The 26601-nt window shown below is 45.4% G+C and carries 15 protein-coding genes; 4 read left to right on the forward strand and 11 right to left on the reverse strand.

The annotated features are described in order from the left end of the window. Positions 1–101: 101 nt before the first annotated feature. The 8 genes from KE626_RS25085 to KE626_RS25120 form a co-directional block, all read right to left on the reverse strand. Positions 102–1604 (reverse strand): RagB/SusD family nutrient uptake outer membrane protein, encoded by a 1503-nt coding sequence (locus KE626_RS25085; protein ID WP_211975764.1) that lies wholly within the window; start codon positions 1602–1604, stop codon positions 102–104. A 27-nt stretch (positions 1605–1631) separates the two neighbouring features. Beyond that, positions 1632–4772 carry a SusC/RagA family TonB-linked outer membrane protein gene (locus KE626_RS25090; protein WP_211975765.1) on the reverse strand — a complete coding sequence of 1047 codons (3141 nt, stop codon included), beginning with the start codon at positions 4770–4772 and terminating at the stop codon, positions 1632–1634. Between the two features lie 380 nt (positions 4773–5152). Then, entirely contained in the window at positions 5153–8329 is a 3177-nt protein-coding gene (locus KE626_RS25095) for a PVC-type heme-binding CxxCH protein (protein ID WP_211975766.1), read from the reverse strand. A 38-nt stretch (positions 8330–8367) separates the two neighbouring features. Then, positions 8368–9240 (reverse strand): ThuA domain-containing protein, encoded by an 873-nt coding sequence (locus KE626_RS25100; protein ID WP_211975767.1) that lies wholly within the window; start codon positions 9238–9240, stop codon positions 8368–8370. Between the two features lie 169 nt (positions 9241–9409). Beyond that, complete coding sequence (locus tag KE626_RS25105) at positions 9410–10360, reverse strand: NAD(P)-dependent oxidoreductase (RefSeq protein ID WP_211975768.1); 951 nt, start codon at positions 10358–10360, stop codon at positions 9410–9412. 3 nt (positions 10361–10363) lie between these two features. Then, the gene (locus tag KE626_RS25110; protein WP_211975769.1) at positions 10364–10849 is read right to left on the reverse strand and encodes a VOC family protein; all 486 of its coding nucleotides are present in this window, start codon (positions 10847–10849) and stop codon (positions 10364–10366) included. Between the two features lie 25 nt (positions 10850–10874). Next, entirely contained in the window at positions 10875–12041 is a 1167-nt protein-coding gene (locus KE626_RS25115; RefSeq protein WP_211975770.1) for a mandelate racemase/muconate lactonizing enzyme family protein, read from the reverse strand. 18 nt (positions 12042–12059) lie between these two features. Beyond that, positions 12060–12944 carry a sugar phosphate isomerase/epimerase family protein gene (locus tag KE626_RS25120; protein ID WP_211975771.1) on the reverse strand — a complete coding sequence of 295 codons (885 nt, stop codon included), beginning with the start codon at positions 12942–12944 and terminating at the stop codon, positions 12060–12062. Positions 12945–13165: 221 nt separating this feature from the next. Here KE626_RS25120 and KE626_RS25125 point away from each other — a divergent pair, with 221 nt between their 5' ends. From KE626_RS25125 to KE626_RS25140, 4 genes are all read left to right on the forward strand, one after another. Further along, the gene (locus KE626_RS25125) at positions 13166–14068 is read left to right on the forward strand and encodes an AraC family transcriptional regulator (protein ID WP_211975772.1); all 903 of its coding nucleotides are present in this window, start codon (positions 13166–13168) and stop codon (positions 14066–14068) included. A 99-nt stretch (positions 14069–14167) separates the two neighbouring features. Next, entirely contained in the window at positions 14168–15637 is a 1470-nt protein-coding gene (locus KE626_RS25130) for a hypothetical protein (protein WP_211975773.1), read from the forward strand. Between the two features lie 80 nt (positions 15638–15717). Further along, positions 15718–17505, forward strand: a complete 1788-nt coding sequence (locus tag KE626_RS25135; RefSeq protein ID WP_211975774.1) for a cytochrome-c peroxidase — start codon at positions 15718–15720, stop codon at positions 17503–17505. A 220-nt stretch (positions 17506–17725) separates the two neighbouring features. Continuing rightward, positions 17726–18988, forward strand: coding sequence for a DDE-type integrase/transposase/recombinase (locus KE626_RS25140; RefSeq protein ID WP_211975775.1), 1263 nt, complete (start codon positions 17726–17728; stop codon positions 18986–18988). Between the two features lie 137 nt (positions 18989–19125). On the opposite strand, the gene KE626_RS25145 is transcribed toward KE626_RS25140, so the two are convergent. From KE626_RS25145 to KE626_RS25155, 3 genes are read right to left on the reverse strand one after another with little or no spacing between them, the layout of a single operon-like run. Next, positions 19126–23115 (reverse strand): PA14 domain-containing protein, encoded by a 3990-nt coding sequence (locus KE626_RS25145; protein ID WP_211975776.1) that lies wholly within the window; start codon positions 23113–23115, stop codon positions 19126–19128. A gap of 48 nt (positions 23116–23163) precedes the next feature. Further along, positions 23164–24270, reverse strand: coding sequence for a hypothetical protein (locus KE626_RS25150; RefSeq protein ID WP_211975777.1), 1107 nt, complete (start codon positions 24268–24270; stop codon positions 23164–23166). 4 nt (positions 24271–24274) lie between these two features. After that, on the reverse strand, positions 24275–26503 hold the full coding sequence (locus KE626_RS25155; RefSeq protein WP_211975778.1) for a hypothetical protein: 2229 nt from the start codon (positions 26501–26503) through the stop codon (positions 24275–24277). Positions 26504–26601 lie beyond the last annotated feature (98 nt).

The following is a 26601-nucleotide window of genomic DNA, read 5'->3' on the forward strand; positions in this document are numbered from 1 at the left end:
CCGTTATTCATCTTACTAAATTTAACCCAATTGATTAAAATTAACTAAAATGATTTGAATAGCTGTTACCACGCAAGCGCATGGTAACAGCTATTGGCACATTAATATCCTTTTGTGGGTACCAGGTTAGGATTGTTTCTCAGCTCCCTGCTGGGTATTGGAAATAACAATTCTCTTTCTTTTAAAACCGGTCCGTAAGAAAACTGATGACCTACATAATTATCAAAGCCTTTGGTAGCCAGGTTAAATGCTTTACGAAGACGTACCATATCAAACCAGGTAACGTTTTCAAAACATAGCTCATACCAGCGCTCCCGCCATATAGCTTCCCGCAGTTGTTCTTTGGTGAGCCCGGTTAGTGCCGGCAACTTTGCCCTTGTCCTTACCTGGTTTACCGCATCGTATGCTTTTGCACCCGGGCCGCTTACTTCGTTGACGGCTTCTGCATATACAAGCAGTATATCGGCGTAACGGATAAGCGACCAGTTCAGATCGCTGTTCGCAGTGGTTGTTTGTGCAGTTACGTCAAAAAGTTTGTATAAAAAATATCCTCCGAGGTCCACTTCCAGGTTCCTGTTATCCTGGTTAGTGAATTTGGTAAAAAAGAACTGGCCTTCTTTTGCGCGCAGATCTCCTGCTGCATATGATTTTACAAAGTTGGCGGTGGCATAGATCCCGCCTGTTTCTGCAGAGTAAGCAGAAATATTTTTATTGTAAGGAATGATAAGCGATTGCCAGCTGCCGGGAATCACCTGCGTTTTATATTGGATCATAAAAATATTCTCCTCTATATTTTTCTTTGCCGGGTTATGCAAGTCGCCATAAGTATCAAATAATTTAAATTGTTTTGAATCCAATACTTCTGCCGCCTTTTTTGCGGCCAGGTCAAAATAGGCATTTCCTTTTTGCAAAGGATATCCTGCCATGGTCAGGTAAACCTTAGCCAGCAATGATTTCACGGCGCCCAGGCTTGCTTTTCCGCCGGCGTCCGTCCAGGGGAGCCCGGATTGTTCTGCGGTTGTTAAATCATCCACAATCAGTTTGTATATCTCTTCCGGCGCTGCCTGTTTGGGTCTTAACTGTTCCGATTTCAAATCGACCGGGTCCGTAATCAGCGGGATATTGCCGAACATCTGCACCAGGTTGAAGTAATACCAGGCCCTCAAAAAGCGGGCTTCTCCCAACAGTCTTTTAGCCTCTGCTCCATCCATCACAATACCGGGTATTTTGGCTAAAGACAAATTAGCGTTGCTGATGCCCTTGTAATAGTTTTTCCAGTAATTTTCTCCATACACATTATCGGCTGTGTTATGCAGATCTTTTATAAAGTAGCTGTTAACGGCCTGGCCCAGATCTGTGGCCGCCTGCCCTGTAGCAAATTCCGTCATTGTCCAGGCGGCGCCGTTAAAATCGCCGGACATAGGATCCCGCAAGCTTGCATAGATGGCATTTACAGAACTCCTTGCATGTTCCGGTTTGGTGAAATAGGTATCTTCCGTATAATTGCTGGGATCTGATTCATCCAGGAATTTACGGCAGCCTGTTGTTAATAGTGCACCGGTTGCTACTATCAGCAGTCCATATTTTATAATTAATGCTTTCATAATTTTCAATTAAAAATTTGCACAATATTATAACCCAACATTAAGTCCCAGCATGAACACCCTTGGCTTTGGATAATCGTACAAGGTGAGTCCCTGATCGAACGGTGAACTGGAATTGGATACTTCCGGATCATATCCTTTAAACTTCGTGACCAGGAAAAAATTCTGCACGGAGGCATACACTCTCAAGCGGCTGAGTTTTAAAGCAGACACTGTTTTTGATGGGAATACGTATGCCAGCAACAAATTACGTCCGCGGATAAATGATCCATCTGTTACTTTATGGCTGTCGTTATTAGTTGTGTAGTACGCATTAATCGGGCGTATCTGTGCGATAGGTGTATGCTGATTGGTTTCTGTCCAGGCGTTGAGTACCGTTTTATAACTGTTGGCAATGCCTTGTCTGTCTTCCGCTGAGTGGATGCTTCTGTCGAGTACGTCATTTCCGTACATAAACTGCAGATCTACCGTCAGCGACCAGGCTTTATACTGGAAGGTATTCAGGAAGGTACCGTATCCATCGGGGATACCTTTCCCGATAATCACCCTGTCGAGGTCGTTTATTACGCCATCGCTGTTGATGTCTTTATATTTTACATCTCCCGGAAGCATGTTATACTTCTTTGCTTCATCTGCTTCCTTGCTGCCCCAGGTGCCCAGATGCACTCTTCCAAAGAAGGAACCAACCGGTTCTCCCACCCGGATGATACCGTTTCCGGAGGTGATATCACCGTTCGCTAAAGCAAGCACCTTGTTCTTATTGATGGAAATGTTGAAGGTGGTGTTCCATGAAAAATTATCGGTTTTGATGTTGGTGGAGTTAATCGCAAATTCCACCCCTTTGTTCTCCATGCTTCCCACGTTGGAGAAAATCTTCTCACGGCCGCTGGTGTAGGGTAATGGCGCGTCGAGCAGCATCCCATCCACCTTTCTCCGGTACAGATCGAACTCCAGGTTGAGCCGGTTGGAAAATAAACCGAGCTCCAGTCCGAAATCGACCTGCTTTGTTTTTTCCCACTGCAAACCGGGATTGGCGATACGATCGATACCAACACCGGAATTGCGGGCGCCATTAAATACAACCGTATAATTGCCCAAACCAGCAAGCGCCCTGTAAGCCGGGATTTCAGAGTTACCGGTAGCGCCATAACTGGCGCGTACTTTCAGGTTTGAAATAACCGCGATGCTCTTCATAAAATTCTCTTCTGTTACTCTCCAGGCAAGAGCGGTAGAAGGGAAAAATGCATACTGGTTATCTTCCCCGAATTTCGAAGATCCATCCAAACGACCGGTGAAGGTGACTAAATACTTGTTCCGAAAACCGTAGTTGATACGGCCAAAATAAGAGTTCAATCCATTTGCCGTTCCTACTGAAGAGGGTGGCTGGGGACTGGATCCGGCGCCAAGATTGTAATATTTATAGTAAGAATCGGTGAAGCCTTCTGTACTTGCCTGGTTTTCAAAACGGTCGATATGCTGCCAGGAAACCCCTGCCATGGCATTTAAAGCATGCACCTTTGCAAACTGCCGGGTATAGGTCAGGTAGTTTTCAAACTGCCAGGAGTTGTACCTGTTATTATTAATATAGGCATTACCGTTATCTGAAATATATTGCATTCCTTTTGCGGCAAAATAATCTTCCCGTTGATTGATGATGTTGACACCAATGGTCGATTTCATTTCCAACCCGGGCGCCAGGTGAATATTTGCATACATGTTGCCCAGCAGGGTTTGGGTATGCAAAATAGAGATCCTGTCGGCGGCTACCCTTAAAGGATTGTCGCCGCCTTCCATTCCGGGATAGTCCCTGTTGCTGGCCCATGATCCGTCTGCATACTTCACCGGGATAATAGGCAACGCTTCCAGCACCTGGCGCATCATGGTAATGCCGCCGCCATCCAGCTGATCTACCTGTTTCTCGCGCTGATCGGTATAGCTCATCGTACCACCCACCTTTAACCAATCTTTTACCTGGCTGTCGTACACCAGCCGACCGGCATAGCGGTCCTGCCAGGAACCCCGTGCCAGTCCATCCTGGCTGCGATAATTTAAGAAAGCGCCCATGCTTCTTTTTTCATCTCCATCCGTAAACCCAAGCTGGTGGTTTTGTGTGAAAGCTTTCTGAAAGGTTTCGTCCTGCCAGTCGGTATCGTATAAAGGATTGCCCTGCGAATCGAACAGTTTGGGGTTGGTGCGTTTGGTTCTGGGGTCTGTATATTTTGTTCCTGTTGCCCATCCAACGGGGTCATATTTCTGCGCGTTTGCATAAGCCAGGTCTTCCACGGCTAAAAACTCTTTTGCATTGAGTAATTCCAGTTTCTTAGGCAGTACGCCTATACTAAAGTCCGGATCGTAGGTGACCCTGCCCCCGCCGGCATTCCCTCTTTTAGTGGTAACAAGGATCACACCATTTGCTCCTCTTGCGCCGTAAATGGCGGTGGAAGAAGCATCCTTCAACACTTCAATGGAAGCAATATCATTAGGATTGAGGTAATCAATCGGCGTGCTGCCGTTTCTCAGGTCCACGGGATTCAGTATCACACCATCTATTACGTACAGTGGATTATTGGAAACGCTCAGGGAGCTTGATCCGCGGATACGGATATTGGTTCTGCCACCAGGGCGTCCCGAGTTGGAGGACACATTCACGCCGGATACCCGGCCGGATAAACTTTGGTTTAAGGAAGAAGCAGGGCGTTCCTGTAACGTTTCTGCTTTAACCGTACCAACGGCGCCGGTAAGATCTGATTTTTTTGTAGTACCATAACCCACTACCACCACTTCATCTATCTTTTTCACCTGTGGTACCAGCTTAATCAGCATATCGGCAGCAGTAACATTAACTTCCTGTGTAACATAACCTATATAAGAAATAATCAACACCGCATCATTATCAACACCTTTGATGCTAAAGTTTCCGTCTCCATCTGTTGTTGTTGCCTTATTGGCATTTTTTACTTTGATGCTCACCCCTGGTACTCCAACACCGTTTTCTTCCAGCACCTTACCCCGCACATCCATGAGTACTGTGGCGTGCGGGGAGCCGGCTATCACCGGATTTTTCGCCTGGAGCTGCATTGTTATTCCCATAAATAATACGAGGGCAGCATAAATGATTTTTTGGCGCAAGGCCGGCATTTTAGAATTCACCGTGGAAAAATGTTTCATAGTAAAATAATTATCAGGTTAAAGATGATCGTATACCATTACTCCGGACATATTTATTAAGCAGCAGATTTTAAGGACAGGAAAAGTGGGCGCTGACGGCACAGAAAGTGGCGACCACCGGCAATAAGGGGCCAGTACCCAGGCATGGATCGGGTGGCAACAATGGCATGCTGTACTCCCGTACAGCAGCATACCCCGATATGATTTGTTTATTATTTAAAAATCAGCACAGTATTTTGGTTGATATTTACATATTAAATATTAATTAGGTTCCCTAACAATATTAATCATATCAACTGAAATTTCCTTGTAATATTTTACCCAAGTGATATAGTAAATTCTCTTTAGTACCTGTCGTTAAATAAATGACCGGGCGTTTATCATTTTTTCTCCATAGGATGTTCTTTCAGCAGTTGCTCAGGGGAATAGAAATCCTTTTTACTTTCTATGGACTTTCTTATTTGTTTTACTTTTTCGGGAGAAATGGCCTTTCCTTTGTTGCCGAATGAATTCCGGACATAGGTCAATACCGCGGCGATTTCATCATCTTTTAACAGCCCGTCAAAAGGTGTCATGGGAACCTGGCCGGGATACTTTTTATTATTTACCTCTATAGGGCCCAGCATTCCTTTCATTACCACTTTGATCAGCCGTTCATCGCTTCCTGTTACCCAGTTGGAGCCGGCAAGGGGCGGAAAACCGGAATCAGGAAGTCCTTTACCGTCTGCCTGGTGGCATGTTTTACAATATCCTTCTATCGAATAAATTTTCTTTCCCTGGTTAAACAATGCCAGTTCAGCACCTTTCAGATGGGTACGGTCATTTTCTTCTTTTCCCATTTTCACATTTTCACCATTCAGGTGAGCTACTGCGGTCTCATATGCATGGATCATCCATTCGTCGAGCGGCATTTTCTTTGCCGCTGCTAAAACGGGCAATCCTTTTTCCTTACCGATCCACGATGCGGCCACAATAGCCATCAGGCGCACACGGCTATTTTCATCCTGTGCCGCCTGCATCAATAGGGCGGCCTGATCGGGCACCTGGTGCCCGGTATAGCGCACTACCTCTACTGCTGCTGCTCTCGCATGATAGTCGCGGGCTTTCAGCACCTGTTTTAAAAGGTCCTGGTCTACTTTATTCATTCCCCAGCTTACCCAAAGGCCTTCGAGCAGGTGATGTTCGTAACGCGGGTCGTTTTTATCCAGGTGGGCTACCCAGGTTTTCAATTTTGACAGTACTTGTGAAACATCGCGCCCTCTCAGCTCGCGGCGTGTTCTGTAGCGGGTTCTGTACTCGGGCAATTTCAGGTTGTCCAGGAGTTCTTCAATAGTGGCGCCTGCTATATGTGCCGGTTTTACCAACGGCCTGGACGGATAAGTAATACGGTATATTCTTCCATGAGAGTGATCGCGCAGCGGATCCCTTGCATTATGTTGCATGTGTCCGATCAGGATGTTGTGCCAATCGATCACGTACAGCGATCCGTCGGGTGCGAACTCCAGGTCTACCGGCCGGAAGTTGGGATCTCCGCTTACCAGCAGATCCATGCGATGGTGGCTTTTATAACCGGTGCCGTCATCCTCCAGGGTATGCTCCTTGGTACCCAGGAACCCGATGGTATTGTTGATCAGGAAGTCGCCCTGCACTTCATCCGGGAAGTGGCGGCTGGAAACAAATTCCAGTCCTGATGTTGGCCGTACCTTATGTTTTTCTTCAATCAGCTGAATCGACTTATGCGTTGCCTGCCCGTACCTGGGCAGTACTGTTCCGGGAAGCATCCATCGCATATCCGGGCTGGATGTTTCTGCAAAGAACGGCTGTCCCCAGTCGTCGAACGCAATACCCCATGGATTTGGAATAGACAGTTGTGCTGTACGTTCCAGTTTCTTGCGTCGCGGGTCGTACCTGTAAAATCCGCCGTTGGTGGCACGAACGGTTCCGTAGGATGTTTCCACATTTGTATGAAGGAAAACGCCTTCGCCCGAATAGATAGCCCCGGAAGGATCTGCTGTAAATGCGTGACTGCTGTGGTGTGTATCATGATCATCGAATCCGCTGAGCAGGATCTCCACTTTGTCGGCTTTATCATCCCCGTTGGTATCTGTAAACAATTTAAGATTGGTGCCCTGGGCTACATATACTCCTTCTGCTGCAATTTCGAAGCCGATTGGCAGGTGCAGGCTATCTGCGAAAACAGTTTCTTTGTCGGCCTTACCATCGTTGTCGGTATCTTCCAGGATAATAATTTTATCATTAGGCTTGGCATCCCCCGGCTTATAATGCGGATAGCTTGGCATTACTGCCACCCATAGCCGGCCTTTGTTATCGAACGACATCTGCATCGGCTTAGCCAGGTCTTTGAACTGCTCTTCCGAAGCAAAAAGTTCTACCTTATATCCCGGTGGCACTTTTAGCTTGGTCACTGCTTCCTCACCGCTGAGATACCGGAGACTGCCATTTTTTGCGGGGTTATAGTTGGTTTTAACAATGGGTAATACTTTGGTATGTTTATCTGCTTCCGCAACATCCATTTTCGTTCCTTTCGAGGCCGCCAGCCACACCGCGGTGTCCCTGATAGCCGTCATCTCCCGGATCTTTTCTATTTCAGCGGGATAATTATCCGGTCCGTAAGGATCGTACCGGCGCCCGTATACATGTACGCCATTTGGAATTTTGTAATCATTCAGCCACATCCAGTTCTTTTCCATTACGGCGGCGTGTACCAGGTTACGGTTGGTTTCAGCCTTGGCTGGTGCTTCCCCAAAAATTTTGTTTACCAGTAAAGTTCCCAGCTTTTTATATCCTTCTTCATTCAGCTGGGAGCCGTCGATGGTCAGTGGTTCCTTCGTATCCTTATACCATTTTTGTGAAGGGGTAAATGCATCTACAAAAAGTACGTTATTATGACCGGCCACTTCTTTCATAGCTTCTGTATACATGGCCAGGTTTTCATTTTCTTTACGGCCATCGGGCAGATCATATTTATCAGACAGATCTTCGAAGGCAATGGGTGAAACGATGGCCAGTTGCGGCGCTGAGGTACCGTTATATTTTTGCTGCAGCGTCCATTTTATAAAAGCGTCCAGCTCTGCTTTATAGTTGGCTAATCCTTCTTTTCCCGCGAAGGATTCATTATAGCCAAAAAAGGAAATGATCACATCTGTTTTGAGCCTGGTGAGCCATTGATCAGGTGTTTCAAAGCGGCCCTGGCTGGGATTATCCATCGCCTGCACCTCGCTTGCCAGTTCCGGGCAGAATTTTTCTGCGCCCGGAAATGCCCAGGGAGAATTCCTGCTGGCATGCGGCCGGAAGCCGGGAGTTTCGCCTCCATCGCACATATTGCGGATGTTGAGTTTATACTCCGGGTAACGGACGAACAGTTCCGTTTCAAAATTGTCGTAATTTATCATTCTCGACCCCAGGTTATTACCGATCAGGGAAATATGTGATGTTGCGGTAATCGTAAGCGGGGCGGGTCCTTTGGGTTGGCAGGCATTTAGCAATACTATGGGAATAAGGATAGCATAAATGCCAATTTTTAATAGTTTGGACATCTTTGATAAATTTAGCTGAATCAGGAAACGTTATATATTTATTTCGCTACGCGATAGGGCACCTGTATGTTTATTTTACCTTTCCACTTTTGCGGAATTTTGAGTCCGAGTTCATAATGTACCGCGTTGATCACCAGGCGCTGAAAGGGTTCCTGGGTGAAGTCTTCCGGGTGGCCCATGGTGGTCATAAACACCCGTCCGCCGAAAGTGTTGGTGCCGGTCCAGGCAACGGGATTTTCGATGGCTTCTTTATCAGGATTTACTGCTTTCCCCATGAGCAACCAGGTAGACCCTTTCACGGGATAATCCGGTAGTACACGGTACAGCCATGAGCGAACGTGAAAGTTGCCGGCTACGCCTGTGAGTATGGGATTGGCTGCCTGTTCAGGGATGATGCTTACATCTGTGCTGCTTTCATGACCATAGTGGGTATGCTTTGCAGCACCGCCCCATCCGGGAGGAGCATTCAACGCAAATTCGCCGAAGGCATTCCATTTTTCACTGGCATGTCCTTCAGGAAAGTGAAAGGCATGTGTAGTGGTACGGAAACCCATCACAGGTTTACCGGATTTCAGATAAGCGTCGATATAAGCCAGTTGCCCAGGTGGCAGGCGACGCCAGCGTAAAAAGAAGACTGCCAGGTCGGCCTTTTCCAGTGCCTCGAGGCCGGGAATATTTTCTTCGCTGTTATAATCAGGAGATGCTTTGAGCACGATCGTTTTCATGCCATAGTCTTTCTCCAGTGCAGCAGCTATTAAAGGCATGGTTTCCTCACTGCTGTATTCATGATCGCCGGTTACGAACACCACCAGCGGTTTTTTATTTTTTTTTGACGACTGCGCAAAGAGGGAGCTGGCACTTGTGACGCTGGCAATTACCAGGCACAATAAATAGGCAAAAAATTTTTTCATTTGAACAATGATTTTTGATGACCGTTTTTATATACGATACAACCTGCCACATTTCGTGAAGCATGACGGGTAACATTAAAGCAGGCGATGGCATACCTTCGTTTTGGTGTGGCATCACCGTATTGAATCGGACAATGCAGCTTCATTCCTGAAAGATCAACAGTAGCAATTATTGAAGCGCACTGCGGTTATATATGCTGTTTGGTTCCGGTTGTTTATCCGTCAGCACTGCCACTACATTGTTGATAGTAAGCAGGCATATTTGCCGGTAGGTAGCTGTGGTAAGGCTACCGGAGTGCGGCGTAACGATTGCCCGCGGATGCTCTACAATCGCGCGACTCTGCACCGGTGGTTCATCCGGCAATACGTCTGCCGCAAAACCTGCAATCGACTTTGAATTCAGCGCCTCCAACAACGCCGCATGATCAACAAGTGCGCCTCTCGCCGTATTAATCAACAGCGCGCCTGTTTTCATCAGCCCCAGTTGTTTTTCTCCGATGATCCTGTCTGTTTCGGTATTAAAGGGAAGATGAAGACTCACTACATCTGCATATTGCAGAACATCTTCCAGTGCCATGTATTTATAAGGCAGGTCCTGGGCAGATTTACTCCAATACAGCACTTCCATTCCAAAAGCTTCTCCCAGGCGGGCAACCCGTTTTCCTATATTTCCCATTCCCAGCACGCCAAGGGTTTTGCCATTCAGTTCATCTCCTGCGTATTGATTCCGCCAGTTCCAGTTATCCTGCTTCACCTGTGAAACAGATTCGTACATATTGCGCATGCCCATCAGCATCAGGGCCAGGGTGTGCTCCGCAATAGTGGCGGCATTGCTGCCGGGTGCGTTGATCACTTTGATCTTTCTTTCGGTGGCACGGGCCACATCTACGTTATCCAGTCCAACGCCGCAGCGGGCTACTGCCTGCAGATGCGGGCACGCATCTATCAACGGTTTATTGATCAGCCCCTTCCCTCTCGTGATGATGGCATGGATATTTTCATTGTTTAAAACGTTTTTTAAACTGGCTTCATCATATCCTGTGAATACATTCACATTCTCGTGGAGAATGGCTAATGCTTCCTCTGCAACGGTTTCGAGCAGTAATACGTTTTTTCTCATCTGTTATTTATGATATAAGGTGGCATCATCCGATCTGTATCCTCTGAAATCATTTCTATTTGATACATACAAGCCTTCCTCATAGAGTTCATCTGCAAATATCCGCGGATCTATTTCAGCGCCGGGTATGGAAGATATTTCCACCAGGTTACCGGCAGGATCGCGTACAAACATCTGCATGGCGCCATCTGGCAGCTTCCTCACCTTTCCCCAGGGATGGATATCAATAATATTCAGTTCTTTCATGCGGAAGAAGAGACTGTTAAAATCATCTACCTGCACACAGATATGTCCACGGAAAGAGGTTTTGTCTTCCCATTCGGAAATATGCAGTTGTTCCTGTTCGTTGAATTTGAAAAACATGACGGGATAATCAAACCGGAAGGCGGCGAGCGGCTCCAGGCCTAATTCATGTTGATAAAACTGACCTGCTTTTTCCAGGTTGTCTACAATCAATGTTACGTGATTAATTTTTAGTGCTTTGGCCATAGATAATTATTTACAAATATCACGTTTAAACTTTTTGTTTATAGTCCCGTACAAAATCCCAATCCGGTGTAACTCCTAATCCGGGAGCCGTGGGCGCCGGGATCACTCCATTCGTAACGGTTATCTGTTCTTTCACCAGTTCATACATCATAGGGTTTCCGCCCAACGAAAATTCAATAATGGTTGCCGAAGGTGATGCAAATGCTACGTTTAGTCCGGCCATAAAAGAAAAAGCAGAGCCCCAGCAATGCGGCGCCAGTTCCAGCTGATGCACCGTAGCCAGATGTGCTACCCGCATTGTTTCTGAGATACCGCCAATGATGGCAGCATCCGGCTGTATCACATCAATAGCCCGTTTCTCCAGCAGTTCATTAATATCGAAGCTGGTATATTCGCTTTCACCAGCCGCGATGGGAATATACGTCGAAGCCCTTACTTCTGCAGTACCCTGTTTATTATCCGGGCTGATGGGCTCCTCAAACCAATACAGGTTACAGTCTTCCACTCCCCGGCAAAATTGTTTGGCCTCCGGCACACTAAAGGTGCCATGCGCGTCGGTCATCAATTTAATATCAGCACCCAGCGCGGCTCTTGCCGCTTTCACTCTTTCGATGCTGTTTTGTACTGTTTTATCCATTACACCAACACGCATCTTAACGCTTCCAAATCCTTTGTCTACATACCCTTTCAGTTGCGCTCCGATATTGTCAACATCTGCCCAGCCGCCGCTCGCGTAAGCCGGCATTATATCCCTGCAGGCGCCACCGAGCAAATCCATCACCGGCACATTCAGCATTTTGCCTTTCAGGTCCCAGAGGGCGGTATCAATACCACTCATGGCTGATACCGAGAGTCCTCTTCTGCCGAGGACCGGAAATTTCCGTCCTCTTGATAAAGCGTAATGATCGCGTGTACCATTATACATTTCTTCCCAGAGGCGGGTGATATCTTTCACCTGTTTACCCAGTAAAACAGGCTTTAATTCATTTTCGATGCAATTTACGATGGAGGCGCATACGCCCGAAGATCCAACTGCAGCTTTAGCTTCTCCAAATCCCTGAAGACCATCTTCTGTGGTGATCACAACAAGCGTCATATCAAAATTGGCCAGTAATCCATAGTCAGAAGTATGTTGTTTCTCTTTAGGAACGGGACAGCGTAACCAAAATGCCTCTACATTAGCTATTTTCATCTGTTAGCAGTTGACTCTTTAAATAAGTTTTGATAAGGTATTAAATGATTTAGTGGTGAGCATCGTATAAAACTCTTCCGTTACCGAGCTGCTGCCATGGTCTACCAGGAACTTCTCCTGCTCGGGCGACAGGTTTTCCGGGTTGGCGTCAATCGCATCCGGGTAAGGATTGGCCGGCGTACGATCCAGCGGGGCACAGAACTCCACGGAGAGTACGTCGTTATAGTTTATCTCTTTTAATGTATCTATAATCTTTTTCCAATCGAGGTTGCCCATTCCCGGCGCCATCCTGTTGTTGTCAGCCACATGAAAGCCTCTGAGTTTCCCTTTGGCTTTTTTAATCGCCTCAAACATATCGGTTTCCTCGATATTCATATGAAAGGTATCGAGGCAAACGCCGCAATTGGGTCCTACCGCTTCCGCCAGCGCCAGTGCCTGATCGGCCCGGTTGATGAAATAGGTTTCAAAACGGTTGATCGGTTCAATGCCTATCAATATGCCCGCAGCCTCGCTATAGTCATATATTTCTTTCAGGGCGCCTACGGCCCATTGCCATTCTTCATCCGGCCGGCCGTCGGGTGCAATTTTCCCTACGGTGCCTGGTACTACAGATACCATATGTCCCTCCAGTTCCTTTACCATTTTTATGATGTCTTTCACATACTGTACTGATTTTGCCCGCTGCGCCTCATCCCTGGCGAGTAGGTTGCGGTCGCCCAGCATCAGCGTTACAGATCCCCAGCAGGACAAGCCGTGGTCTTTCATGAGTTTCCTTATACTTTTCGTGTCGTATTGCTCCGGGCTGCCGGCGATTTCGAGTTTGGTATATCCCAGCGCAGCTACCCTTTTTATAGTAGTTTCAATAGTTTCGGACCTCATCCAGTTGTGTATCCCTAATTCCATAACGCATTAATATATAAAAGTGGTTTAATATTTCTTGTTCATCCTGGAAGCGAAGCAGCTGTTGACTTCATAACGGGAAGCTGTCATCATATCATTGTCTTACAAACTTATTCAGACTTCCATTGAAATAAAAGTACTTCATTTGCAATATATCAATACTATATTTACCATAATTCTACATTTCCGCGTCATAAAATAAATAGTGTACCAAAAACAATATTATGAAAGTCTCCTACCGACATATATCCACTCCGGAAGATGCCAGCTTTGTAGTGAAAGAGTTCTGCCAGCCTAAATTCACCAATACCTTCCACTTTCACCACGGGCATGAACTGATCCTGATGGTAAAAAGCTCCGGGAAGGTATACGCCGGCAAGAAAGTGATGAACTACAACGAAGGAGAGGTTTATATGTTTGGGCCAGGCCTGGTACATTGTTTCTGCAACGACAATGCTCCCATAGACCCCAACGAAACAGTACACGCCATCATTGTACAGTTTACAGAAGACTTTCTTGGTAAAGATTTTTTCGATAAACTGGAATTGAGGAAGATAAGAGAACTGATGCAGCTATCTGAACAAGGGATCAAATTCAGCAAACTACCTGCCGCTATCAGCAACCTGTTTTTCCAGTTCCAGGTAAATCAGCAGATGAAAAACCTGATCATCCTGCTGCAGCTGCTGGATGAATTGTCGCATCAGGGCAAGGAAAACGCGCTGCTGCTGACGGACGATCCACGAAAAATACATTACAAAGACGTAGATTCTAAAAAGCTGGAATCTATATTTAAATATGTACTGGAGAATTACCATCAGCAGGTAGACAGTAAATCTGCCGCCTCACTGGCATGCATGAACGAAGCTGCATTTTGCCGGTATTTTAAGAGAAGGACACATAAAACGTTTTCACAGTTTGTAAATGAAACCAGGATTAGTCATGCTACTAAATTGCTGATCGGCACGGAGGATGGCATCTCTGAAATATGCTATGCCTGTGGCTTTGATAACATTTCTTACTTTAACAGGCAGTTTAAGATTTACCAGGGGAAGTCGCCCCGGGACTACAGGAAGGCGTTTGTGGAGAGTAATGTGGCGTCGCCGAGTTTGAGAGAAGTTGGGGAGTGAGTTTCATCGCTGTCACCTATCCATTTCTTCACATATTCTTAATATTTACTTCATACTGCGGAAATATTACAAGTTGATCTTGCCGGAAATTTGATAAGCATGTACTTATATTCTGTAGCACTCCGCGTTTGCCCGCTGTTGGCCGGCGTAATGTTAGTAGCGTCTTGTAACAAAGATAAAAATGAAGACACGAATCAACCTCAAACTGGCATTGAATTAAAGACCAGGTCTGTGACCCCTTCCCTGATAAAACCCCTGGAAGGATTTAATGGTTTAAACATTTATCCGCTTATCAGCAGTGATGATAAGCTGGCCGGCAGCCCTGCATTTGTGTATGGCGCGCAACCTGATGGAGCCGGCATCATCAAAAATGAGGCAGGCAGTGGTTACATTATGATCAACAACCACGAGATCCTTTGCTCTGTATCCCGGGTATATCTCGACAACAACCTGCAACCACTGAAAGGAGAATACATTGTAGATAAAGTAGGCGGCGCCAAAAAACGGCTTTGTTCTGCTACAATGGCCACTGTACAGGAACATGGTTTTGGTCCGCTGTTCCTCACTGCCGGTGAGTCTGGCGAAGAGTCTATGATCCATGGTATTGATCCCTTAGGAGATGTTAATCTGAAACAAACAGACCGGACCCTGGCAGCATTAGGTAAATGTAGTGCAGAAAATGCAGTGCCTTTAAACAAAAATGCCTACCCGGGTAAAACAGCTATCTTCATCGGCGAAGATGATACCCCCGGCCAGGTAAACCTGTATCTCTCCAATACTGTGGGAGATGTGAAAGGCGGTAAGCTGTATATGCTGCGTAGAACTGATGGCAGCACCATTGAAACAGATATGAAAGTTGGTACTTCCTACGACGTAGAGTTTGTGGAATATGATAATGTTGCCGGCAGCACCGGTAAACAGCTGGCAGTACAGACCGTAGAAAAAAAGGCGATCCAGTTTGCCCGCGTGGAAGACCTGGATTATGGCAAAGGGTCAGCAGAAAATAACCGCAAACTTTATTTCACTGCCACCGGTATCAGCCAGACCGATAAAGTGACACCCGTAGACGGCTATACGATGTGGGGACGTGTATACCAGCTGGTACTGGACCCTGCCAGTCCACTCAAAGGAAAACTCACGCCACTGATAGATGGTATCGTTGATCCGGGTAACAGCATCGTGAATCCGGATAACCTCTGTGTAACAGAAAATTTTGTGTATATCCAGGAAGATGGAGATTCCTACTACAAAAACAATAAACACGATGGCCGCATCTGGCAGTACAGTCTTGCCACCAAAGGACTGAAACCAATGCTGGAAATGAACCATCGCCGTAATGACGCCGATTTCAACAAAAAATACAATCCGGATAATGACCTGCGTACCAGCAGCTGGGAATTTGGTGCGATGTATGACATTTCTGACCTCATTGGAAAGCCCAACACTTTTGTGGTAAATATCCATCCACATACCTGGAAAGATGAGAAATTCAAAAATGCCGATGGTAGTGGTCTGAATGACAATATCGAAGGCGGACAAACCGTGATCATCACCGGTGTTGAAAAATAATCCGGCTTATTCTCTTTACATAAAAGATAAAAGTTACCCCTTCGGGAAAAGGGGTAACTTTTTGCATATACTGATGGCTTATGATGAAGCATGACTGGAAGATATGGGTAGCCGTTATACTGAGCGGCCTCGTTACCTGGATCTCTTGCCACAATACCCCAAACAATAGCACCTTTGACCAAGCAGTCCATCAATGGTTGGAAGCGCATACGGATTCGCTGGAAGCCAGCGCCGGCAGGTTGTTGGCAGTGGCTTCGGGGAATGATAGCACCGCCTTACAACAGGCTTTTGAAGATTGCAGAAAACGATATAAGCAGTTGGAATGGTGCAGCGAATATTATGCGCCTGCGACCTCACGATTGCTCAACGGTCCTCCCCTGCCGGAAATAGAAGTCGCGGAACACCAGGCCAGCGAACCATCCGGCCTGCAGGTAATAGAAACATTTTTATATCCTTATGATACCGCCAGCAATGCGAGTCTCCGAAAAGAGATCAGGTCTTTTACGGCCAGTGTCACCGCTTTAAGACAAGTGATTGCCCATACCCGGTTTGACACCGCACATGTATTTGATGCCTGTAAGCTGGAAGTGTTCCGCGTGGTAACATTGGGTATCAGCGGTTTTGATACACCGCTTTCAGGACTGGCCATACAGGAATCGACCATATCGCTGGGAGCAGTACAGGACCTTTGCCGGCTGATGGCCGCACCGCCAGCACTGCTCACCACTTTCGACAATGCTATCGCAGTAGGTCATATGTCCGTTGATACCAATGGTTTTGACTATGCCGGCTTTATTACCGGTCACCTGAACCCACTCACCAAAGCGATGATGCACTGGTACCGCCAGGAAGGGCTGCCACTCGTGAAAGAACAAACGGCTTTAAAACAAGATGCCGCCACACTGTTTGACACCGCTGTATTGAATATCCGCCATTTCATAACATCGCCGGAAGCCTTTCCCACACCGGAAAAGGTAGCATTAGGTCAGGAGCTGTTTGGCAACACCCAATTGGCAGGGAATGGAAAACGGAGTTGCAAAAGTTGTCATCAACCGGAAAAAGCATTTACAGATGGACTGAATCAAAGTCTTACTATCAGTGGCAGATCCCGCGTATTGCGCAACGCGCCTACTATGCTGTACGCCGGATTGCAACTGTCGCAGTTCTACGACATGCGTTCACCTACCCTTGAAAACCAGGTATTGGATGTATTGAATAATAAAGATGAAATGCACTCCTCCCCTGTAGCCGTGGCCAGCTGGCTAAACAAAATACCAGCAATGCAACAACGTTTTCGCAAAGCATTTCCCCAGATGCCGGACACCATCCGGGCAAGAGAAGTGATGATGGCAATTGCCAGCTACATCCGGGAACTGCGTCCTTTTAATGCCTCTTTTGACCGTTATATGAGAGGAGATAAACAGGCTATGGATGCCATGGCCGTCAAAGGATTCAACCTGTTTATGGGTAAAGGGCGTTGTGCCACCTGTCATTTTATACCATTGTTTAATGGCACCTCCGCCCCGGATTTCTCTACCACTGAATCAGAAGTACTGGGGGTATTACAGCAACCCGGGGTCCCGGTATTGGATAGTGATTTAGGGAGATTTATCCATACAGAGATGGAAGAATTGAAATATGCTTTTAAAACGCCCACATTGCGGAATGTTGCATTAACGGCTCCCTACATGCATAATGGCGCCTATCGTACCCTGGAGGAAGTGATAGACTTTTATGACAAAGGTGGTGGGGTTGGATATGGGATACACTTACCTAATCAAACCCTTGCACCTGATGCGTTGCATCTTCTAGAGGCGGAGAAACAGGCGCTGATTGCATTCATGGGGGCGCTGAGCGATGAGCGGTAGATAAATGAGTGGGGAAACCTTGATAAGGGAGCGATTGCCAGGGGAAGCTGCCAACAGTAATACATTTAAAGATCCAGCCATGTTGCAGCGCCTTAATGAGATCAGCTCATTACCTGATGTACTCATTTATGATACTTCTACTAACGTTATTAATCCAGTCAAGGAAAGTAAATATGCAATAAACTAACTTGCGGCTTAATAATAATTTAAGCCACCCTACATGTCATCTTTTTATCGTAGTTATCATTCCGACCTGAAAATCCAATATGCCAACGGCAAACTACATTCCGATATTACCCGTTCAATTCCGCGATCTACAAAACAGAGATGGAAAGGAAAAAATATACAATCCTTCTGGGCACCATATCCTTTGAAGGAGAATCTACCAGATGAAAACCAACTCCAAAAATTGAGAAAAGAAAATGCACGTTTAAAGGTGCTGATAAAATCGCTTTTTTATCTGGTCTCTATCTATAGGGAATTAGTTATTCTATCTCCCGTCAAATCTGCCCATGTTTTAACAGTTAAAAGAAATATTGAAGTGCTTCTGCACTTCTGCAATAAAAATGAATTAGAAAGGGTTATTTGGAGATATCTTCCTTTTTCCTTTAAACAATGGAAATCCTGGAGCCATCAAAAGTATTGTTTCAACTCACTACAGGGGCATTGCCGCAGACAAAATCCACAACAGCTTTCTATCAGAGAACAGGAAATGATTAAGACACAATGCGCCAAAAGGGAATATGATAATTGGCCACTCAGCGGCATTTACTATCAGCTACTACGGGATAGGAAAATTAATTGTAGTCTTAGCACATTCTATAAATATTGCAGGTTACTGAACATTACGAAAAAACATCTCAAAATATCCAGGAAATATACTCCATACCGTGCAAACAAGGCGTTGAAAGTTTTGCATCAGGATATTACATTATTCAAAACCATCAATGGCGTAAAACATTACATTTATGTCATCCGCGATAATTTCAGTAGAGCGATTCTCGCATGTAAGGTAGCCAATGAATACAGTAGCAATATGGCCCGGCAAACATTGGAAGAAGTATTACAAAGATTTAGCCTGATGCGGGAGGAAGGCAAACTCATTACAGATGATGGCATGGAGAATAAAGGAAAATTAGAGGATTGGCTGAATAAGCCTGGTTTACTTTGGAAGAAACTAATAGCCCAGCTCGATATCATACAAAGTAATAGCATGGTAGAAGCCGCGAACAAAATACTTAAGTATCGGTTTCTATATACCAAACCTATTGCTGATACCAGGGAACTGATTATCGCGATTGAGCAGGCAGTAAAAAGTTATAACCAAATGCCTAATAGCCAGTTATATGGTTTTACCCCAAATGAAGTTTTAGCAGGAGCAATACCAGATAAATGTCATTTCAGAACTCAAATTTCTTTGGGCCAAAAGCAACGACTAAAATTAAATCAGGACTTTCCTTGTAAAATGGTTTGTCAAATATAAGTCGCTAATATCAAAAGTTCTTTTACATATCTGTTTTCCAACCTGAATCATGTGAAGGATAACTATGCGTGAACAGGTTCAACTATCTTAGATTTGAACGCTTCCCTGTTTGTAAAATGTACGCAAATGGGTACATATTATGGCGAAATCTCCGTGGAGTATGCACGGCTTACCAGTATCTTAACTGCATCTCCTCCGTTAAAACTATCTCCATTGTCGGAACCCGGATATGCTTTTGATGGGAGATTTAGTTTGAGGAATTGCGAAGCTACTTTTAATAAGGGGCTGATAGGCCCCCCTTCATTACCGAGTTTATCGATACCCTTCAATTTTACCCAAATCGTTTTACCTCCATTAAAAAAGCCATATCCAGCACTGGCATCCAACCTGGCATAACAGGGAACATACTCATTTCCACTACCAAATTTATCAGTAGGCATTTTAACGGACAGGCGGAAGTACAATTTTTCTATACCGTCCAGGTACCTGGAAAGCACCTCTGCATTGGATTTTACCGCGTAAGGTACATTAATGGCCACATACATATAATCCCGTGCCGGGGTATAACCATAAAGCTCATTGGTTACATCCGTAAGCGCCGTAGGCTTTGCGCCGCTGAAACCTGCAATGCTGCACATGGACATAGCACGTTTGTTTTGTACATATGCGTAGTCATCGCTTTCATAATTGATTTTGATACGCCCTCCTGCCGGGAGTAAAATCGAGTCAAGCGCCCAGGCTGCAGCATTGGTAGCCGCAAGCGTGCTATCCTGCACAGGGTAAGGATAATCCGAATTTGTAACTCCACCGGGATTCTGCGCAAAATCTTTATAATTACCCCATCCATCATATTTTTTAGAAGAATAAGCCGGATTCAATTTATTGTAATTGAATACATACGCATTCTTCCTGCCTTTCTCATTCCCATTATAGCTGAACCAAATCTTTTTTAATGTCAGTTTACCGTTTGCATTTGGCTTTCCCGTCATATCATTTACACCGGGACAAAGCTCGTAGGTATAATCAAAGTGAACTGATTTTACCGGCCTGGCGCGGGCGCTGTCTTTCAAGAAATCAGCCTTGCTATACAAATCAATCTCCACAAGACGTTTGGCGCCACCATCGCTCTTGTTTCCTTTGGCGTCGATCTGCAGCAGGTCTTCCCGCTTATCCAGCCTGAATACAGCAATCATATTCCTGGATTCAACAGAGTTGAGATACCATAGTTCTTTCGCTCCTGATACATAACTACCTTTATCATCCCGGTCGTCTGTTTTCAATCCTTCGTTATAAGTCGCCTTTTCATTATAAGGGATTTTCCATAAAAAAGGATTTGCGATACCTGCCGTCTTCGTGTAATTAAACCTGATGGCATTACCAGGGTCATCATCAGTAATCCCATTTCCGGTAAGATCGGTATAGTCTGGTGACAGGATACCTGTTAGCAGATAGGAATGCGCATAGGCAGGGAATAGCTCTCCATTATAATAACGGTCACGCCCTTTCGTATTCGTAAGACTGTCATCTACCCCGGGAACATAACCCGTCAATCCCTCTGCAATATTTCCGTCGCTTTTATTTACGGAGAAACTAGCTTCCTTTTGTTTTAAATTGTATACCGGGATACCATACACATATCTTCTGCCATCAGCATTGAGCACGTCTATTTCAGAAATGTGATCGGCTTTCCGGAAAGTATTTATTCGTTTTTCATAAGATACCTGGTCCACTAAAAAAGAGTCAACGTCTTTTTTCAGGTAAAATTTATTACCCGGAATCAGTTCGTAGTCCGGATTAGGCCCTAATGCAGCAGACTGCCAATTCATAAATAATCTTGCATCTTTTCCCGCGTTAAAATATTTTACGCGGACATCATATTCTCTTCCTCCTTCGATATTTACTTTTACTACACTGGAGCCATTTTGTCGGTAGTCCATATTACCGTAGATGTATTCATCGTTCAGGTAAAATTCATATCCGTCATCTTTATCAAACCGGAAATAGTACACACCCGACTGTGGGATCCGCAGTTTCCCGGAATAGATACCGGAAAAGTTTTCATTCAGGGGTATCTGTCCGGCCTGTTGGCCATTATTAAAAGACTGGTTATCCGGGAAATTAATAGCAGGTACCACCCTGTTAAATGCACGGTCCGTAAAATATTTATCTGAGAAATAGGTAGCCATTAACCCATCTCCGGCGCCTATATACTCACTATTGAATTTTACGGCGCCCTTCTTTACCGGGTATTTATTCAATCCATAACTCTCAATATATTTAGACAAACCTGCTTCGCTGGCTTCCCGGGCAGTAAGGTAGGTAATAACCTGTGTGCGTTTTTCACGCGCAGGTTTCATCGTATTCGTGGTATTCAGGCTGATATCGTTTAGCGGCGACCCGCTTTTATAGGGCGTTAGTTTGTTGGTAGTACTGATAATACTGCTGGTTTTGCTTGCCTGAAATAACTTCGGCGTCACCACATTATCTCCGCCTATTGCATCATAGAACGACTTTGCATTGATCGTCATTTCTGATGGATTTCTGAAATAGGCTGCTTCGAATGCATTATTCGTATTCCGGAATGATACCAGGTCTGCCAATGGGTTTTCGTCTCTCCATACAGCAGAACGAGTAAAAGAACGTACACTGGTAACATCGACTCCTCCATGGGCTACAGCGCCATATCCTAATTCTCCCCCAAGACTAAGCGATTTATCACGAGTGGTCATCTGGTGATCAAAAACATATCCGATATCATTGCGGTAAGCTCTGAAATTGCCGCCGGTTCCTTCGCCGGAAATAGAAAACACATCATATGTATAGGACGGTATTGCTATATTAGGTACGGCAGGTTTTTCCCGAAAGATGATTTCTTTTTCACGGTTAAAATCCAGCAGGGCGCTTTCGTTATTGGCTCCTGACTGGAAATTCAAATAACCGAATGCAGGTAAACTCAGTATCTTGTCCTTGGGCGCTATATACTGCCTGGCAACATAACCGCTCACAAACGCGTTGGCATAGATCGTATAGAATTCACCTCCCAGCTTAAAAGCTACAGAAGTCATTTCATTGGTATAGGGAATGTTTATAGTGGGTGTATATCCGGGAAATGCGAAGGAAATACCAGCTCCGTCGCCACCGGATGTTCCTTGCATTTTGAATTTTTTGTCTTTATCTGTTAAATTCGTCTGCCGGTATAGCGCAATCCCGGTTGACATCTGCAGCCCTTTTAAACCTCCCCGCGAATTATATGAGGTTCCCATTGAGACACTACCCGCAAAGCCTCCGTTTTCGCTTGCCGTTTTACCTGCATACTGATATGAAAGCGTAGGACTGAGCGTAACTCCTTCCTGGGAGTTGTTGGAAAGGGATAGGCCTGCAGTGAGCGGACCACGGGTTTTACCACTCGAAGATATTCCTGCAGCAACGGTAGTTTCCATTCCCCATCCCCGGTACGTATTCTTGAAAACCCCGAGGCTGGCAGACAGGTCAATCGTCTTGCCCGCTATTTTGGTGACTTTCCCCGCAAGCTCCAATCCTGCACCAATAGTTCCTCCCACCGTCTTATTTTCATTTATTGTCAGTTCTTTCGTAATAGAATCCTTCCCGTTAAAATCGTCCGGAATACCACGCAGGTTACGCGTGATAGTACCCGGATTAATGTTCCATCCAAACCCTACCCAACTGGCTTCCTGGTCCATGGTTCCCCCGCTGTTATAACCGATGGTAATCGGGTACCCGCCAACATCCAATAACGGTACATTATAGGTCATATCTCCTGTAAACAGATCTACCATATCTACATTGCCTGCAGAGTGGAATGCCTGCATTTCCGGTTGGCTGGGGCCTCCAAAATCAGGATGTTCTTCCTTTAAACCGGTGGTTTTTAATAACCGAACCTTATTGTTAGCCTTTACTGTGGCCGTAATAGGTAATGATGATATAAGTCCTCCGGAAGCTACTGTCAGCGGAATATTCCGCGACAACAACTTCTCTGGGGTAAAATGAGCATACACCGGAATAGGGGCTCCAAACAGGTTTAATGGTACTATTATTTCAAGATAGACAACTGCAAGCATCAGGCTTGCAAATATTTTCTTTCCTCTCGCTGCTAAGGCCAGTATCATGTAAAATATATTTGATAAAGTAAGGGATCGGTTAAGGTCAGGGATAATTTATGGCGCCGGGTGATAAACAAATTTGATTTCCCAGTTCTCAGATCGGCCGTTATGTAATCTGAACATATATAGTTTTCCGGCAGACAAACGACTCCCGCGGCTCAGCGATAACTCAATCATATTAGTGCCTGGCTGCAGGGAAATATTCCCCTGCCGGACAATATGGTTATCATTCTCCAGTGATGTTATTTCGTATTTCACCTGCTCGTCTCCCGCATCATTTACATAGCTGCATTTCAGCACATCGCCACAATTCATTACATCATTACTATTTCTTTTCAACTGAACGTAGGCCGACAGATCTTCCTGCGACACCATCCCGGATTGCTTCATACGAAAAGTCCAGGTGTTCGTTTGCGCGGCAAACTGTCGCCCGTTATTGGCAGTAACCATCCAGGCATAAGTAATGCCTGTATCCAGCGCGGGCGCTCCTGCCGGATAATTCATAAATGGCTGCCGCAAATTGGAGACGCGGTATACAGGTATATTTACCTGTACTGCTTCCTCGGCAGATTGATCGACCCCCATTTCCACTAATACCAGGTCGTAATTCAGGTCGCTGAACAAATTCAACGGCGCTGGCGGAATCCATGTAAATTGCGGCAATAATGCATCCAGTAAAGCCTCATTCACGGGAGTATTCAACATGGGAGGACTTACAGGTTCGACGGTGAAATTCCGGCAATCTTCTGTTGCGGGCTGGCCGGACTTATCACCACTTACTATTACGCTGTAACAAACGCTGTAATTTCCGGGCATTAACAATGCATTTTCCCGTCGGTCCGCCACAGGCGATAAATACTCATAGGATACCGGGATCAGATCTTTCAGCTGAATTTGTTTGGCGCCTGCCGGCAGCTCTATTTCGTTGGAAAATCCTGTTAGTATACCCTGACCGGTATTGACTTCCGACAAGCGCATGATCACGCTCACCCTCACCGAACCAGGATACAGGTTGGTCAGTACCATATTCCACAGCTGCGATTGCTGTATAATACCTGCCGGAGGTACCTGGGCGGCCATCACCACCTGGGCGTGCAGTTTCATAGATGCAAGCAGACAAAATAAAAAGCCTCCTGCCAATAGGGATCTGAACTTGTTCATATAATTAAAATATCCTTGTATAGGTTAATCTTCCTGTATTATTGGACACCAGCTGCCGGCCAGCACCCGGCAAATAAATTTTCTCTCCACGCAGCTGGATCTCCCCTACGTGAGGAATGTTTACCCTGGAATTAAGGCCATATCCCCACTGACGGATATGATACACCGTTTGTTCGTTATACTTTAATGAGCCACCGGCCTCCAGCCAGGGCAATGCTCTCCAGTTTACATCTCCTGACAATCCATACAGGGCATAGTCCTCTGTAATTGCAGCAGAAGCCTGAGATCCCAATGTGAATTTTTTCAGGAAAACAGTATGGCTGGCCATGATGTTCCGGCTGTTAAAATAAACGAAGGCGGTATCGGTTTGCCTGTTATAAAACCGGGAATAAGTCAACATACTGTTCATCATAATCCCCCTGTACTTATAGGCATAGGTGGCGGTGCCTGTGAGCATATTAAAAAGCTGCTCCGTAAAATGGTCATCATTCAATTTTACCAGTTGAGAAGATGGCTGATAGCCAAGACTCACTACCGGCCAATGGGGTATTCGCAGCGATACCTGCAAACTTTTAAAAACCGTGTTGCTTTCATAGTTAGACGGCTGGTAAAAAGTAGCAAAGGTGTTTTTCTGTATGGCGCCTGTAACCAACAACTGTTGCCGGAAAAATGGCTGCTCCGCCTGGATGCTCCACGCCGTCTGCCGCGAACCGGTGGTATAAAGACTGAAAGACTGAAAATCGCTTCCCATCAATTTATACATACTCCTCAAACGGGTTTTGCTGCTACTGATCACTGTATTAAAAGACGCGGTATAGGCTTCATTTGTATGCCCTGTAAAATTGAGCATACTATTAAAATTGGTTTCGCCATGAACTTTTCTTGTATTATATGGTGACGATGATTTTGCCGCTTCTGCTACCAGGTAGGTATTCTTCCCCAGTCTCCATTGTGCTTCCAATGCCAGGCCCATAAGATGGTTATCTACAGGTTCCTGTCCCTGCGGCATTGCATTAGCGCCATATAATTGTTTTTTCCCTGTGTAATAGGTAAGAAAAACATGGTTATCTTCTTTCATACCTATACCAGCCCGTACCAGGTTTATATATTGCGGTGACCTGTTTTCTTTAACTATAAAATTGCGAAACCGATAATCCACTACCCCGCTTGCCACTGCCAGATAATAAGAAGGGTTATACTCCACCTGTACGCCGGTAATACTTATATTCTTTGCCGTTAATTCAGAATAATCAGCCATTGTTCTGCCGATTCCAAAGCTACGGATGGCCAGCAAGGTCCGGAAACCTTTGGGAAGAATACTATCAGGCAGATTCATGCCATCCAGGGCGTCAGACAGTTCCCTATTATTCCTGCTATGCTGCAGTACATCCATTAGATTGGCTTTCTGCCGGTCCAGCTTCTGCGTCAATACCAGGTATCGTTGCTGCACCTTATCTGAAATCCGCTGCAGGGAGTCAATTGTTTGTTTGCCTGCTTCTGTTTTCGCTACAAGATCATTATATAACGAATCCACGCTCCCAGGAACTGTTATGTTGCCTGCTATTGAATCCCTCTGCCGTTTCAGTATCATCTCCCTCGCCTCAATCAACCGTTGCATATAGGAAGGTGTATTCATCAACGATCTCAAATCCGCTATTTTCTCCTCCAGTCTTTGCTTGTAGGCCCTGAGCGTATCCAGTTCATGTTGCTGTTTTAATTTCAGGGCGCCCCAGTTTCTGGCATTCGCCAACAGTTGTTGTTTAAAATCACGGTTAGTATAATATAGTCTCGCCCCGGTTAGATTTCTGAACAACGACGAATTTCCTGCCTGGGTGCTAAATGAAAAGCGAAGCGGGTACTTGTTTCTAACGGTAATACTTAAATTGGTTTGTACCGTATGCTGATAAATATCTTTCTCGGTGTAAGGGGTATCGATATTTGACTGGTAATAATAATCATACATTACGTTTCCATGTATGGTGAGGAAAGGTACCTTTGCCGGAGGTATATATGCCACGGGCTTTTTCCTCGCCCAAACCCGTACTGCCTTAACATCTGCAGAATCAGGCCTGTCATAAAGTGCTACCGATATTCTTATTAGTTGTTTACAGCCTCCGTGAATATAAAAGTATCCTGTGTCATTTACATTGCGCTCTCCCATGGACAAACGCTGCCCTATGACAGTTTTCGCCGCAAAAAGTGTAACAACTAAAATATAAAGGGATATTTTCACAAAGTGATTATTAAAAAGGTAACAACGCTGGTATAGCACATGATTGCTTCCCGTTTCAGTTCCTGCATTTGTCTATATCCCTCATCTATCCGGCTTGA

Origin of the sequence: Chitinophaga hostae (genome assembly GCF_018224885.1) — a bacterium.
Lineage (GTDB): Bacteria > Bacteroidota > Bacteroidia > Chitinophagales > Chitinophagaceae > Chitinophaga > Chitinophaga hostae.